The 13712-nt window shown below is 74.1% G+C and carries 15 protein-coding genes; 7 read left to right on the top strand and 8 right to left on the bottom strand.

Annotated features, from left to right (window positions below; translation table 11 throughout):
- Positions 1 to 41: 41 nt before the first annotated feature.
- Entirely contained in the window at positions 42 to 524 is a 483-nt protein-coding gene (locus ACTEI_RS33170) for a hypothetical protein (protein WP_122981239.1), read from the bottom strand.
- Here ACTEI_RS33170 and ACTEI_RS33165 point away from each other — a divergent pair.
- Positions 523 to 1575 carry a 4-hydroxy-3-methylbut-2-enyl diphosphate reductase gene (locus ACTEI_RS33165; RefSeq protein WP_372443193.1) on the top strand — a complete coding sequence of 351 codons (1053 nt, stop codon included), beginning with the start codon at positions 523 to 525 and terminating at the stop codon, positions 1573 to 1575. The two genes, ACTEI_RS33170 and ACTEI_RS33165, sit on opposite strands and share 2 nt — an antisense overlap.
- Here ACTEI_RS33165 and ACTEI_RS33160 read toward each other — a convergent pair.
- Positions 1568 to 2701 carry a DNA recombination protein RmuC gene (locus tag ACTEI_RS33160; protein ID WP_122982571.1) on the bottom strand — a complete coding sequence of 378 codons (1134 nt, stop codon included), beginning with the start codon at positions 2699 to 2701 and terminating at the stop codon, positions 1568 to 1570. The two genes, ACTEI_RS33165 and ACTEI_RS33160, sit on opposite strands and share 8 nt — an antisense overlap.
- A 54-nt stretch (positions 2702 to 2755) precedes the next feature.
- Between ACTEI_RS33160 and ACTEI_RS33155 the strand changes: the two genes are divergently transcribed.
- Positions 2756 to 3520 carry a hypothetical protein gene (locus ACTEI_RS33155; RefSeq protein WP_122981237.1) on the top strand — a complete coding sequence of 255 codons (765 nt, stop codon included), beginning with the start codon at positions 2756 to 2758 and terminating at the stop codon, positions 3518 to 3520.
- A gap of 319 nt (positions 3521 to 3839) precedes the next feature.
- Here ACTEI_RS33155 and ACTEI_RS33150 read toward each other — a convergent pair whose 3' ends face one another.
- Complete coding sequence (locus ACTEI_RS33150; protein ID WP_164466220.1) at positions 3840 to 4418, bottom strand: hypothetical protein; 579 nt, start codon at positions 4416 to 4418, stop codon at positions 3840 to 3842.
- Positions 4419 to 4521: 103 nt separating this feature from the next.
- Here ACTEI_RS33150 and ACTEI_RS33145 point away from each other — a divergent pair, with 103 nt between their 5' ends.
- Positions 4522 to 5805: a Gfo/Idh/MocA family protein gene (locus tag ACTEI_RS33145; protein ID WP_122981235.1), complete on the top strand. Its 1284-nt coding sequence runs from the start codon at positions 4522 to 4524 to the stop codon at positions 5803 to 5805.
- Between the two features lie 76 nt (positions 5806 to 5881).
- Here ACTEI_RS33145 and ACTEI_RS33140 read toward each other — a convergent pair whose 3' ends face one another.
- Together ACTEI_RS33140 and ACTEI_RS33135 are read right to left on the bottom strand one after the other, a co-directional pair.
- Positions 5882 to 6379 (bottom strand): methylated-DNA--[protein]-cysteine S-methyltransferase, encoded by a 498-nt coding sequence (locus ACTEI_RS33140; protein ID WP_122982570.1) that lies wholly within the window; start codon positions 6377 to 6379, stop codon positions 5882 to 5884.
- Between the two features lie 124 nt (positions 6380 to 6503).
- Positions 6504 to 8021, bottom strand: a complete 1518-nt coding sequence (locus ACTEI_RS33135) for a DNA-3-methyladenine glycosylase 2 family protein (protein WP_122981234.1) — start codon at positions 8019 to 8021, stop codon at positions 6504 to 6506.
- Between the two features lie 150 nt (positions 8022 to 8171).
- On the opposite strand from ACTEI_RS33135, the gene ychF reads away from it, so the two are divergent.
- Positions 8172 to 9257, top strand: a complete 1086-nt coding sequence (gene ychF, locus ACTEI_RS33130) for a redox-regulated ATPase YchF (protein ID WP_122981233.1) — start codon at positions 8172 to 8174, stop codon at positions 9255 to 9257.
- A 245-nt stretch (positions 9258 to 9502) separates the two neighbouring features.
- Here the strand turns inward: ychF and ACTEI_RS33125 are convergent, their stop codons facing one another.
- Positions 9503 to 9823, bottom strand: coding sequence for a helix-turn-helix domain-containing protein (locus ACTEI_RS33125; RefSeq protein WP_122981232.1), 321 nt, complete (start codon positions 9821 to 9823; stop codon positions 9503 to 9505).
- A gap of 292 nt (positions 9824 to 10115) precedes the next feature.
- Between ACTEI_RS33125 and ACTEI_RS33120 the strand changes: the two genes are divergently transcribed.
- A complete protein-coding gene (locus ACTEI_RS33120; RefSeq protein WP_239082140.1) occupies positions 10116 to 10739 on the top strand; it encodes a phosphoesterase PA-phosphatase in 624 nt (207 codons plus the stop codon).
- Positions 10740 to 10768: 29 nt separating this feature from the next.
- Here ACTEI_RS33120 and ACTEI_RS33115 read toward each other — a convergent pair whose 3' ends face one another.
- Positions 10769 to 11368: a TetR family transcriptional regulator C-terminal domain-containing protein gene (locus ACTEI_RS33115; RefSeq protein ID WP_122981230.1), complete on the bottom strand. Its 600-nt coding sequence runs from the start codon at positions 11366 to 11368 to the stop codon at positions 10769 to 10771.
- Between the two features lie 72 nt (positions 11369 to 11440).
- Here ACTEI_RS33115 and ACTEI_RS39480 point away from each other — a divergent pair, with 72 nt between their 5' ends.
- Positions 11441 to 12073 (top strand): GNAT family N-acetyltransferase, encoded by a 633-nt coding sequence (locus ACTEI_RS39480; protein ID WP_372443192.1) that lies wholly within the window; start codon positions 11441 to 11443, stop codon positions 12071 to 12073.
- Between the two features lie 9 nt (positions 12074 to 12082).
- On the opposite strand, the gene ACTEI_RS33100 is transcribed toward ACTEI_RS39480, so the two are convergent.
- A complete protein-coding gene (locus tag ACTEI_RS33100; protein WP_239082139.1) occupies positions 12083 to 12544 on the bottom strand; it encodes a MarR family winged helix-turn-helix transcriptional regulator in 462 nt (153 codons plus the stop codon).
- 238 nt (positions 12545 to 12782) lie between these two features.
- On the opposite strand from ACTEI_RS33100, the gene ACTEI_RS33095 reads away from it, so the two are divergent.
- Positions 12783 to 13709 carry a G5 domain-containing protein gene (locus ACTEI_RS33095; protein WP_145830760.1) on the top strand — a complete coding sequence of 309 codons (927 nt, stop codon included), beginning with the start codon at positions 12783 to 12785 and terminating at the stop codon, positions 13707 to 13709.
- Positions 13710 to 13712: the final 3 nt, after the last annotated feature.

Genomic DNA, 13712 nt, shown 5'->3' with positions numbered 1-13712 from the left:
ATTACGGGGCCAAACGGGTCAGAAGCCCGCGATGGGCGGCCTCACCGTGCCGTCGTGGCGGGCCGGCGCCCGCGCCACGCCCGCCACCCCAGGCCGAGGACGGCGAAGACCAGCAAGCCGGCGTACGCCCAGAGCACCACGGTCCCGGCCAGTTGCACCGGGTCGGCCTCCCAGCCGGCCGAGCGGCCCAGCCGCCGGGCGGTCACCGGGTCGTCGGCCGAGGCGCCGCGCGACAGCCAGGCGAACGGCCAGCCGCGCGCCTCGGACCAGCCGAACATGCAGCAGAGTCGCTCGCTGCGCACGACCAGGGTGGCGCACGGGCCGGCGACCGCGCCGACGGCCGCGCCGGCCACCAGGGCCGCGACCGGCACCCGCAGCCGGTGCCGGAAGATCAGCATCAGGCCGGCGGCCAGCGGCACGAGCCCGGCCGGGGTGAACACCGTGGCGACGGCGCCGAGCGCGCACGTGAGCGCGCCCAGCATCACCTGGACCGGGTGACCGGCGATCCGGCCGCTCGTGGTCATGGAAGATCTGTACCACCCGGCCGCCAGGGCTGTGGCACTGATCGCAGGAGCGCGGGTGGCGCGGCCGGGCACGTACCATGGCCGGGTGACTGAACCTCGCAAGCGGGTGTTGCTCGCCAAGCCGCGCGGCTACTGCGCCGGCGTCGACCGCGCCGTGCAGACCGTCGAGGAGGCGCTGAAGCTCTACGGCGCCCCGGTCTACGTGCGCAAGCAGATCGTGCACAACAAGCACGTGGTCAGCACCCTCGAAGCCCGCGGAGCGATCTTCGTCGAGGAGAACTACGAGGTCCCCGAGGGCGCCACCGTGGTCTTCTCCGCGCACGGCGTCGCGCCCGAGGTGCACGAGCAGGCGCGCGAGCGCAACCTGAAGGCCATCGACGCGACCTGCCCGCTGGTCACCAAGGTCCATCACGAGGCCAGGCGGTTCGCCGCCGCCGACTACGACATCCTGCTGATCGGCCACGAGGGCCACGAGGAGGTCATCGGCACCGCCGGTGAGGCCCCCGCGCACATCCAGCTGGTCGACGGCCCCGACGACGTGGAGAACGTCGTCGTCCGCGACCCGTCCAAGGTCGTCTGGCTGTCGCAGACCACGCTCTCGGTCGACGAGACCATGGAGACCGTGGCCCGGCTCAAGACCCGGCTGCCGCTGCTGCAGTCGCCACCCAGCGACGACATCTGCTACGCCACGTCCAACCGCCAGCACGTGATCAAGGAGATCGCGCCGGAGTGCGACGTGGTGATCGTGGTCGGCTCCACCAACTCCTCGAACTCGGTGCGGCTGGTCGAGGTCGCCCTCGGCGCCGGCGCCCGCGCCGGTCACCTGGTCGACTACGCCTCCGAGATCCGCGACGAGTGGCTGGAGGGCGCCACCACGGTCGGCGTCTCGTCCGGCGCCAGCGTCCCCGACGAACTGGTCATGGAGGTGCTGGCGCACCTCGCCGAGCGCGGGTTCGGCGAGGTCACCGAGTTCACCACCGCCGAGGAGCGGCTGACCTTCTCGCTGCCGCAGGAGCTGCGCCGCGACATGAAGGCCGCGCAGGCTAGCTGAGCTCGGGCGCCTGCGGCTGCCGGGGCGCGATCTCCACCTGCGGCGGCTGCGGCAGCTCGTCGTCCGAGACGCCCATCTCGGCGAGCTTGCGGGCGCTGACCAGCACCCGTGACTCCAGCGACCCGACCGCCCGGTTGTACGCGCTGACCGCGGCGTTCAGTGACACCCCGAGCCGGCTCACGTGCTCGCCCAAGGTGGACAGCCGGCCGTAGAGCTCCCGCGCCAGGGTGTGCACCGCCACCGCGTTGCCGGTCAGCGTCTCCTGCCGCCAGGAGAACGCGACCGTGCGCAGCATCGCGATCAGCGTGGCCGGGGTCGTCAGCACCACGTTGCGGCGGAACGCGTACTCCATCAGCACCGGGTCGCGCTGCAGCGCGGCGTCCAGGAACGGGTCGGCCGGCACGAACAGCACCACGAAATCCGGGGCCGACTCGAACGCCGTCCAGTACGCCTTCGCCGACAGCGCGTCCACATGCGCCCGCAGATGCCGGGCGTGCTGGTCCAGGAAGAGGTCCCGGTCGCGCTCGTCGCGCGCCTCCATCGCCGACAGATAGCCCTCCAGCGGGGCCTTGGCGTCCACCACCACGCTGCGCCCGCCGTGCAGCCGGACCACCAGGTCGGGCCGTACCCCCTGCCGGTCGGTCTCGCCGGTGACCTGCTCGGCGAAGTCGCAGTGCTCCAGCAGCCCGGCCGCCTCCACGATGCGCCGCAGCTGGTGCTCACCCCAGCGGCCGCGCACCTGCGGCGTGCGCAGCGCCGACACCAGCTGCCGGGTCTCGCCGCGCAGCTCGGTGGAGACCGCGCCCATCGCCCGGACCTGCTCGCGCAGCTCCGCATACGCGTCGACCCGCTCGCGTTCCAGCTCGGCGACGCGCTCCTCGTACCGCCGCAGGGTGTCCTGCAGCGGCGCGACCGCCCGGGCCACCGCCTCCTGCGACTGCGCGGTCGCCTCATAGGACAGCGCGCGCATCGACTGCTCCAGCCGCTGCTCGCCGTCACGGGCCGCGACCACGGTCGCCTCCAGCCGGGCGATGTCGGCCGCCGTGCGGGCCCGCGCGGCCAACCAGCCCAGGGCGGCGCCGGCTGCCAGGCAGACCACGATCACCGCGAGCGTCGAGTACGTCACCACCGCAGATTGCCAGAACGGTACGACAAGACCATCGGGGGTACCTAGAGAAACATGAACGGCATGTTGCTCGTCCTGGCCATCGTCGCGATCGTCGCCCTGATCGTCGTCGTCGTGCAGCGCGGCGGCGGAAAGCTGAAGCAGACCCAGCTCGACGACGCGCGCGCCGAGGCGCAGCGGTGGTACGAGCGACTCGGCGGCCAGGTGATGAACCTGCACGCCGACGACCCGGCCGCGCGGCAGGCGCTCGCCGACGCCAGCGAGCGGTACAACGCCGCCGGTGGCCAGTTGCAGCAGGCCACCACGGTACGGCAGTTCGAGCTGGCCCGTGAGTCGGCGCTGGAGGGGCTGGCGTACGTCCGGGCCGCCCGGCTCGCGATGGGCCTCGACCCGGGACCGGAGCTGCCGCCGCTGGCCGCGGCCCGCGGCGCCGGGCAGCTCACCCGGGAGCGGGAGGTCAGTGTGCAGGGGCACGCGTACCGGGCCGGCCCGCAGCCGGGCCCGGACACCCCGTACTACTACCCGGGCGGCCGGGTGCAGGGCCGGCCGGTGCCGGCCGGGTGGTACTCGACGCCGGTCTGGAAGACCGCGCTCGGCGCGGGCGCCGGTGTCCTCGGCGGGATGCTGGTCTTCGATGCGCTGTTCTCGCCGGCGTTCGGTGACTTCGACGGCAGCTACGCCGACGGCTACCAGGACGGCCTGCAGGACGGCGGCGACCTCGGCGACGCCGACGGCATCGGCGACTTCGGCGGCGGCGACTGGGGTGGCGGCGATTCCGGCGGCGGCTGGGGTGGCGGCGATTCCGGCGGCGACTTCTGATCCGGGGCCGTCCGCGCGGAGCCGATCACCGGCAGGGGCGGGCCCGCCCCCGGAGCCGGAGCCGGCGGCTTCTCCGCTCCGGGAAGCGGCCCGGCGACGCGGTGTGGCCTGGCGGCGCGGTGTGGCTCGGGCGCGCGGTGTGGCCTGGCGGCGCGGTGTGGCTCGGGCGCGCGGTGCGGCCCGGCGGCGCGGTGCGGGTGCGGCCTGGCGGCGCGGTGCGGATGTGGGGTGCGGCCACCTCGCGCGTGTGGGGGCGGGCGCGTGACCGCGGGCGGGACGGCCGGGTCGTACCCGGAAAGGGTCTTGGAAGACGCCGCCGTCACCAGGGTTGCGGCGGGCGGACCAGGATGGGTTTCGGGTACGGGTGCAGCCGGCGGACCAGTTCCCGCCGCAGTGCCCGTGGACTGGGCCAGATCTGCGTCAGGTCGGCGACGAACGCCGGTCCCCGCGACGTCTCGGTCAGCGGCGGCCCGCCCACACCGGAATCCTGCACCGGATGGACCGTGTCGAGATCGACCGGTGTCACCTCCAGCACGGTGCGCAGCCCGCTGCGCCGCACCGTCACCGCGGCCACGTCCGCCCAGGCCAGCAGCACCGGGTCGCTGCCCTGCGCGGCCAGTTCCAGGCCACCGGCCGACACCCGCACCCAGGTGGTCAGCGCGGCCCGGGCGGACAGCGAGTAGAACGCCGCCACCGTGGCGCCGACGATGACCGCCTGCACGGCGGTCACCCACCAGGGATCGCCGGTGTCCCGCGCGATACGCCCCACGACCGGGGACACCACCAGGTAGGCCAGCATCAGCACGGCGAACACCGTGACGAACGTCCGGGCCGGCGACGACCGGAACAGCACGGTGTCCGCGGCCGGCGCCTCGACATCCTCCGGGGCGATCGGCATGCCTTCTATGGTGGACCGAACCACGGGTTCCGCTCCCGGGATCCTCGCTTTTGCCGCCCGGGACCCGGTGCCCGCCGTCACGGATGCGCACGTGGAGGGCGGAATGACGGAATCGGTCGTCAGCGTCGCGGTGGTCGGTGCCGGACACCGGGGCACGATGTACGCACGGGTCGCCGCGGAGACCGGGCGGGCCCGGGTGGTCGCCGTCGCGGAGCCCGACGACGGGCGGCGGGAACGGTTCGCCGCCGAGTTCGGGCTGCCCGCCGAGCGGATCCACCGGGACTGGACCGAGCTGCTCGACCGGCCGCGGGTGGCCGACGCGGTGATCGTCGCGACGCAGGACCAGCTGCACGAGGCGCCGGCCGTCGCGCTGCTCGGGCAGGGGTACGACATGCTGCTGGAGAAGCCGATGGCGCCGACCGAGGAGGCCGCGCGGCGGATCGTCCGGGCCGCCGTGGCCGGTGGAGGGATCTTCGGGGTGTGTCACGTGTTGCGGTACACGCCGTACACCGCCATGGTGCGGGAGCTGATCCGCGACGGTGCGCTCGGCGACGTGGTCAACGTGCAGCATCTCGAACCGGTCGGGTGGTGGCATCACGCCCATTCGTACGTCCGCGGCCACTGGCGCTCCGAGACCGGGTCCGGCCCGATGCTGCTCACCAAGTCCTGCCACGACGTGGACTGGATCATGCACATGGTCGGGGACGACGTGGCCCGGGTGTCGTCGTTCGGCGGGCTCCACCACTTCCGGCCGGACCGGCAGCCGGACGGGGCCGCGGACCGGTGCCTGGACTGCGCGGTGGAGGGCAGCTGCCCGTACTCGGCGAAACGCCTGTACCTCGGCTGCCTCGGCGACCCGCGCCGGGAACGCTGGCCGCTCGGTCCGGTGACCTCGGACGCCACCGAGGCGGGAGTGCTGCACGCGCTGCGCACCGGCCCGTACGGCCGGTGCGCCTACCTGTGCGACAACGACGTCGTCGACCACCAGGTGGTCAACTTCGAGTTCGCCGGCGGTGCCACCGCGTCGTTGACGATGGTCGCGTTCTCGCCGTCGGACGGCTACCGGCGGACCCGGATCTTCGGCAGTCACGGCAGTCTGGAGGGGGACGGCCGCACCCTGACCGTCACCGACTTCCGCGACGGCAGCCAGCGGGTCATCCCGGTCCCGTCCGGCGACGGCGGCACCGCGGCCGGCGGCCACGGCGGCGGTGACGCCGGCCTGATCGACGCGTTCCTCACCGCGGTCGCCACCCGCGACCAGTCCGCGCTGGGCTCCGGGGCGGCCGCCAGCCTCGACAGCCACCGGGTCGTGTGGGCCGCGGAGCGGGCCCGCCGCACCGGCACGGTGGTCAGCGTGAGCCCGACCGCTCTCGCACCGGGCGGGTAGCGGTCGCCGGGCCCGCGATGCCCCGGCCGGACGTCCTCGCCGCCGTGGACGACCCGGGGACCCGCCGGGCGTGGCGTCACCGGGCCGACTCGTGCTCCAGCAACCACGACTTCACCGGCAGACCCCACCGGTAGCCGCCCAGCGACCCGTCCGTCCGCAGCACCCGGTGACACGGCACGATCAGGGCCACCGCGTTGCGTGCGCACGCCGCGGCGGCCGCCCGGATCGCCGTGGGCCGCCCCGCGAGCTCGGCATAGCGCGAATAGGTCACCGGGTCGCCCGGCTTGATCTCACGCATCACCTGCCAGGCATGGGCCAGGAACACGCCGCCGGTGCGCTGCTGCACCGCCACCGAGTCCAGGGCGAGCAGGTCACCGTCGAAATACGCCCGCACCGCGGCCTGCGCCGGGCCGACATCGTCGGCCGCCTCGGCCGGCTCCACCAGCGACGGGTGGACCAGCCGGATCAGCTCCGGCACGTCGGTGGTGAAACCGGACGCGCGCACCGCCCCGGAATCCGCGACGACCAGGGTGAACGGGCCGGCGGGAGTGTCCATCGTCGAGTGACGCAACATGCCGATCAACTCCTTGTTTCGGGGGTTCCAGCCTGACCGACCGGCGTCGGCCGGGGGCATCGTCTGTGGACCGGGCCCGTCTGTGGACAAGCGGATCCCGGGCCGGTCCCGCGGTAGCGTCGGGTCAGGCCGATCGCCAGAGACGGACCAGCGCATACGAACGCCAGGGGCGCCAGCGTTCGGCGTGCGCGGCGAGCGCCTTCGCCGAGTCCGGCAGGCCCAGCGCGGCCGCGCCCCGGCGGGCGGCCAGATCGGTGGCGAGGAAGACGTCCGGGTCGCCGGTCGCGCGCATCGCGACGTAACCGGCCGTCCACGGGCCGATGCCGGGAATGTCGAGCAGGCGGGCGGTGGTCTCGGCGCGGTCCGCGCCGGGCTCCAGGTCCAGCTTGCCGTCGGCGACGGCGGCGGCCACGGCGCGGATGGTGTCGCGGCGGGCGGCCGGCATGCCGAAGGCGGCGTCCGGAAGCTCGGCGACGACGGCGGCGGCCGGAAAGCCGGTGAGTTGGTGAGCGGGGGCGGGGGCGGGGCCCGAAGGGCCGATTCCCCCCACCGGACCCGCCGCCCCGGCGCCGTCCTCCGCTCCCTCACCGCCGCTCCCACCGGCCACCCGCACCCCGGCCACCCGGATCAACCGCCCCAGCGTCGTCCGCGCCCCGGCGACACTCACCTGCTGCCCCACCACGGCGCGAACCGCCATCTCGAACCCGTCCACCGCCCGCGGCACCCGGACCCCGGGCTCGGCCCGGACCACCGCCTCCAGCGCCGGATCCGCACCGAGCGTCCCGTCCACCGCGGCCGGGTCGGCGTCCAGATCCAGCAGCCGCCGGCACCGCGCCACCGCCGGCGCGAGATCCCGGACATCACTGAGCCGCAGGGTGGCGTGCACCCACCGTTCGGCCGGCCGCAGCGCCACGCTCCCGCCGCCGTGTGGCAGGACCAACCCCCGCCGGTACGTGTCGCCGTCCAGCTCGTCGACCCCGGGAAGGGTCCGCGCCCCGAGGAACTCGAGCAGCGAGCCGACGTGCAGCGGCGCCCGGTACGCCAGCCGCAGGTTGATCACCCCGGCCTCGCCCCGGATCACCGGCCGCGTCTCCCGCAACTTTCCCGGGGCCTGCGCGTACACCTCGAGCATCGTGTCGTTGAACTGCCGCACGCTGCCGAATCCGGCGGCGAACGCGATCTCCGCCAGTCCGAGATCGGTGGTCTCCACGAGGATCCTGGCGGCCTGCGCCCGCTGGGCCCGGGCGAGCGCCAGCGGCCCCGCGCCGAGTTCCGCGGTCAGCATCCGGTTGAGGTGCCGTTCGGTGTATCCGAGCCGGCTCGCCAGCCCGGTGACGCCTTCCCGGTCGACGACACCGTCGCCGATCAGCCGCATCGCCCGCCCGACGGTGTCGGCCCGGGCGTCCCACTCCGGTGAGCCGGGCGCCGCGTCCGGACGGCACCGGCGGCAGGCTCGGAAGCCGCCACGCTGGGCGGCGGCCGCGCTCGGATAGAACGTGACGTTCTCGCGTTTCGGCGTGACGGCCGGGCAGGACGGGCGGCAGTAGATCCCGGTGGTGCGTACGGCCGTGTAGAAACAGCCGTCGAACCGCTGGTCACGGCTGTCCACCGCCCGGTAGCACCGCTCGAAGTCCAGTTCCATGCCGTCGAGTCTGCGCTCATCCGGCGCCCGTCGGCTGGCGGGTTTCGGACATCGGCGTGGCCTGTGCGCCGGCCGGGCCCCACCCGGCGGCCGGCGGCGTGCACCGGCGGCCGCCGGACCGGCGGTGGACAGCCCGTAGACTGGCGTTCCGTGAGCCTCACCATCGGAATCGTCGGCCTGCCCAACGTCGGCAAGAGCACCCTGTTCAACGCCCTGACCAAGAACGACGTGCTCGCCGCGAACTACCCGTTCGCGACGATCGAGCCCAACGTCGGCGTGGTCGGGCTGCCCGACGAGCGGCTGGGGAAGCTCGCCGAGCTGTTCGGCAGCGAGAAGATCCTGCCCGCGCCGGTCAGCTTCGTCGACATCGCCGGCCTGGTCCGGGGCGCTTCCAAGGGCCAGGGCCGGGGTAACGCGTTCCTCGCGAACATCCGTGACGCGTCGGCGATCTGCCAGGTGGTCCGGGCGTTCTCCGACCCGAACGTGCTGCACGTCGACGGCAAGGTGTCGCCCGCCGACGACATCGAGACGATCAACACCGAGCTGATCCTGGCGGACCTGCAGACGGTGGAGAAGGCGCTGCCGCGCCTGCAGAAGGAAGCGAAGCTCAAGAAGGAGAAGGCGGCCGCGGTGGCCGCGGCCGAGGCCGCGTTCAAGCTGCTCAACGACGGGGTGACGCTGTACCAGGGGGCCGCCTCCGCCGGCATCGACCTGTCGCTGCTGGGCGAGCTGCACCTGCTGACCACCAAGCCTTTCCTGTACGTCTTCAACGTCGACGAGGCGGAGCTGGGTAACGAGGCGTTCCTGGACGAGCTGCGTGCCCTGGTCGCCCCGGCCGAGGCCGTGTTCATGGACGCGAAGATCGAGTCCGAGCTGATCGAGCTGGACGAGGACGAGGCTCTGGAGCTGCTGCAGTCCACCGGCCAGTCCGAGCCGGGCCTGAACCGGCTGATCCGGGTCGGCTTCGAGACGCTGGGCCTGCAGACGTACCTGACCGCCGGCCCGAAGGAGGCCCGCGCCTGGGTCATCCCGGTCGGCGCGACCGCCCCCGAGGCCGCCGGTGTCATCCACTCGGACTTCCAGCGCGGCTTCATCAAGGCGGAGATCGTCAGCTTCGACGACCTGATGGCGGCCGGCTCCATGGCGGCGGCGAAGGCCGCCGGCAAGGTCCGCATGGAGGGCAAGGACTACGTCATGAAGGACGGCGACGTCGTCGAGTTCCGCTTCAACGTGTAGTTCAGCGTCATCAGCCCTGGTCGGGCCGCTTCTCGGGGGCCGCTGGTCCGCACCCTTGCGGGTGCGGCCCCCGGCGATCGGCCTACCTGATCCCCCGCCGGATCGACGCCCGGGACCTCTCCGACTCGGCCTCCGCATCGGCATGGCGCGCCTCGATCGCGGCGATCCGCGCCGTCAGCTCGGCGATACTCGGACCGAACACGCACGGCACCCTGGCCACCCCGTCCTCGGGCAGCCGACGCAGATCATCGGCGCCGGGCAGGGACCAGCCGGGCCGCCAGGCGGCGAACCCGGCGGGTCGTTCCCACCCCCCGGGCGTAGTTCGCGGCGAGCCAGGACGCGTGCCAGCCCGGGTGCGCGGCGTTGCCGAGCAGGCGCGAGGTCGGCACCCCCAGTGCCCGGGCGATGGTGTTCAGGGTCGACATCCGGGGCTGGCCGCCGGACGTGCCCTGCTCCAGTTCGCGGATGGTCTCGACGCTGATGTCGGCGCGTTCGGCCAGCTGCTCCTGAGTCAACGGCCGGGCCCGCCGGATCTGCGCGATGGTCTCCCCGATGGTGGGTTGCATGGCTATCGGTGCTCCCTGGTAGAGGACAGGGTGCGGCGGCCGAGCTCTACTCCGGCCGCCGCTTCGGAGGTGATCCCTCATCGGCTGGCTGGCCCCGGAGCATGCTTCGGCCGGCCCCGCAGGTCTTTCAGCGGCGAGGGAAGTTCCGGTTCCCGAACCTCCCGAAGGTGCGCCGACCCGGAGGGATCCGGCTCAGCCGCTGCGACCCGGCACCGGCCGATCTCCAGATCGGCCGGGAACGGCGTGGGAAGCCCGGGCTCCGGGCGGTTCCGGTCGTCGAGCCGGATCGCCGGTGACCGGTTTGCCAGAATGGGGCGTGATCAACGCCGGGCCGGCCGTGGGCGACCGCATCGCCCGCATCATTTCCGAGGTGCTCGCACCGGCGGTGCTGGTGGCGGCGCTGCTGATGGTCGTGGGCTGGCACGCCGGCGAGACGCCGGGCGTCTCGCGCTGGTGGGGCCTGCCCGGGGCGGTGTTCGCGGCGGTCATTCCGCTGGGGTACGTGCTGCACGGGGTACGGACCGGACGCCTGACCGACCATCACATCCCGGATCGGGCCGACCGGCGGGTGCCGCTGCTGTTCGGGCTGGGGTCGCTCGCCGCCGGGCTGGTCGTGCTGGTGCTGCTCGGCGCACCGCGCGAGGTGCTGGCGCTGCTGGCCGCGGGCGGCGTCGGGTTGGTGATCTTCGCGCTGGTCACGCGGTGGTGGAAGATGTCGATCCACGCGGGGGTGGCCGCCGGAACCCTGGCGACGCTGACCGCGATCTACGGGCCGGCGGCGCTGCTCGGGGCGCCGCTGGTGCTGCTCGGCGGGTGGGCCCGGGTGCGGCTGACCGCGCACACCCCGGCGCAGGTGGTGGCCGGCGCGCTGGCCGGCGCCGTGGTCGCGGGGGTGATCTTCCCGGCGCTGCGCTGAGCGCGCCGCCGCCGACCGGGGCGGGGCGGCTACGTCGTACGGTCGAGGAGACCGAAAGCGGTCAGTGCGGCGTCCAACATCTCCGCCTGCCGCGCCGCCGGGAAGGCGGCCGGATCGGCCGCGGCGAAGGCGGCGGCGCCCTCGGCCATGGCGATCAGCGCCAGCGCCGCGGAGGCGACCCGCGCGGCGGGCCAGTCCGGCGCGGCGGCGGCGGTGAGGCGTTCCACCCGGGTACGCCAGGCGTGGTTGTTCCGGCGATGTTCGGCGATCAGCTCGCCGTCGGAAAACGCGGCCGCCAGGAAGCCCATCCAGACGATCGACTCCTGCCGGGTCCGCTCGTCCGTCGCCATGCCCTGCAGCAGGACGGCCCGCAGCGCGGCCCGCGGGTTCGCGGCGGCGGCCTCCAGCGCCTCGACCCGGGCCCGGGTGGTCTCGTGCAGCAGCTGCCGGGCGTGCAGCAGGAGCGCGCGCCGGTTCGGGAAACGGTGCATGACCAGGCCGGTGGTGCAGCCGGCGGCGGCCGCGACGCTTCGCACGGTGAGGCGCTCCAGGCCCTGCGTGGCCAGCACGTCCCAGACCGCCCGGGACAGCGTCTCGGCCTGCGCGGACCGGTCGGACCATCGTGACACGGGTCGCACCCCCTTTTCGTAACGGATGTTACCGTAACGCTTGTTATGACTTCGCGGCGATGGGTGGGTGCCATGACCTGGACGATCGAGGAACGGTCCTGGAGCGACCCGGCCGGCGCCGCCCTGCGCCGGGCGCAGCGGGCCGAACTGGACGCCCGCTACGGCTGTGACGACCACGAGCCGGGCGGCCCGCCGTCCGCGTCCGACATCGACCTCTTCCTGGTCGCTTGTGGAGAAGCTCCGGCCGTCGCCGACCCGGCCGTCGCCGACCCGGCCGTCGCCGAGCCGCCCGCCGCCGACCCGGCAGACGCCGTCCCGCCCGCCGCCGTCCCGGCAGACGCCGTCCCGGCCGGCGCCGCCGGCGGATCCGGGCGCGCCGCATCCGCCGGCGGCGCGCGGCCGGGAAGCGCCCCGGCGATCGGTTGCGGAGCCCTGCGGCGTCTCACCGACCACAGCGCGGAGATCAAGCGGATGTACGTGGCGCCCGGGCACCGCGGCTCCGGGGTGGCCACCGCGATCCTGCGCGCCCTGGAGGACGCGGCGGTGCGTCGGGGGTGGACGACGCTGCGCCTGGAGACCGGCTCCGAGCAGCCCGAGGCGATCCGGTTCTACCGGCGGGAGGGCTACCGCGAGATCCCGCTCTACGGCGTGTACCGGGGTTCGACGATCTCCCGCTGCTTCGAGCGTGACCTGCGGGACCGCTGAGGCGCCCGGTCAGACGTCGGTGGCCATCGCGGAGAACGCCGCCGCCAGCCGGTCCAGGTCCAGCTCGCCCAGGTGGTCGAAGATGTGCCGCCGCACGCTGGCCAGATGTGTCGGCCAGGCCTCCCGCAGCCGCTCCAGGCCGCGGTCGGTGAGCACCGCGTTGGCCCCGCGGGCGTCCTCCTCGCAGCGGATGCGTTCGAGGTGTCCCAGGGACTCCAGTTTCGCCGCGAGCCGGGTCATGCCGCTGAGCGACATGTCGCAGGCGGCGGCGAGCTCGCTCATCCGCATCCGGTGGTCCGGGGCCTCGGAGAGGTGGCGCAGCACGGAGTATTCGCTGGCTGACATGCGTTGCTCGCGCATCAGGTCGGCGTCCAGGGCGCGTGGAATGACGAGGAGGAACCGGCCGAGCGCGCGCATCACCGCCTCCTCCTCCGGGCTCAGGGGGTCGAGAGGGCCGGGGGCTGGTGGCATGTCTGTGATCGTACGGCCGGTGCGCACACCCGTGACCGGTCGTTCGCCGGGCCGGTGACCGGGCGCGCCCGGGCGGGACGGCGCTGTCTCCCCGCGAAGGGAACGCGCCGGCACGGTTACGGGCGGCGCCGGTCAGCATTTCGGGGGACCGGGGGACACTTGCCTTCCGCTCTCGGAGAGTCACAATGCTTTGGTGCAAAACCAGACAACTAGTGACTCATGGCAGCAACTGCTTCAAATGCCACGAAAGTCTTGGTGGGCCCGCCTGCCGTTCGGTGTCCGCATGGCCGCCGGCATCAGCGCGCTGCTGGTGGTCCTCGGTGGTGGTGCGGCCGGCGCAGCGATGCTGGCCGGGGACGAGGGCGGTCAGCCGGCCGTCGAGCAGGCCCTGGCCGCCGACCCGGGCGCCGCGCGCCTGGAGGAGAGTCCGGAGATCGTCAGCCGGGAGGCGGCCGCGGCCGCCCCGCCGCCGCGGCGGCGGGTGCACGTGCCGGTGCGCCCGGCCCCGCCGCCGGTCGCCAAGCCGGCACGGACCGCCGCGGCGACCGGCGCCGAGCTCAGCCGTGCCCGGGCCGAGGACCCGGCCGACCGCACCGGATCACGGCAACCGCGTTCCGCGGCGCCGAGGCGGCGCGAGACCGCCGCGAAGAGCTCCGCCGCCGCGCGGCCGGTGGTCACCACCCGGACCGATGTGGAGACCCGGCCCATCCCGTTCGAGACCCGGGTGATCCGCGACCACAGCCTGCCGCGCGGCATCCGGAAGGTGCAGGCCCCGGGCGTGCCGGGCGAGGAGACGGTCCGCTACCTGGTCACCCTGATCGACGGCAAGCCCAGCGACCGCCGGGTGCTGGACACCACGGTCACCCGGCAGCCGGAGGAGCGGGTGGTGGTCTTCGGCGTGCACCGGGAGCCGCGGTGCGTCAGCGCGCTGGATCTCTGCGTCCCGCTGGGCCGGACCGCGTGCCCGGCCGAGCCGGACCGGCCGGTCGCCGACGCATCCGCGCCGCCGGCGCCGGAGACCGGTGCCGAGCGCGACGCGGCCGCCGGTGCCGAGCGCGACGCGGCCGCCGGTGCCGAGCGCGACGCGGCCGCCGGTACGGATCTCGACGTGATCGATCCGGAGGCGCCGGCCGACGTACGACGGGAACCGGCCACCGAGTGCTGAATC

It is taken from the genome of Actinoplanes teichomyceticus ATCC 31121 (assembly GCF_003711105.1).
GTDB classification, from domain to species: Bacteria; Actinomycetota; Actinomycetes; order Mycobacteriales; family Micromonosporaceae; genus Actinoplanes; species Actinoplanes teichomyceticus.
Note: the sequence above shows the minus strand (reverse complement) of the source record. Positions and strands in the feature narration are given on the sequence as shown.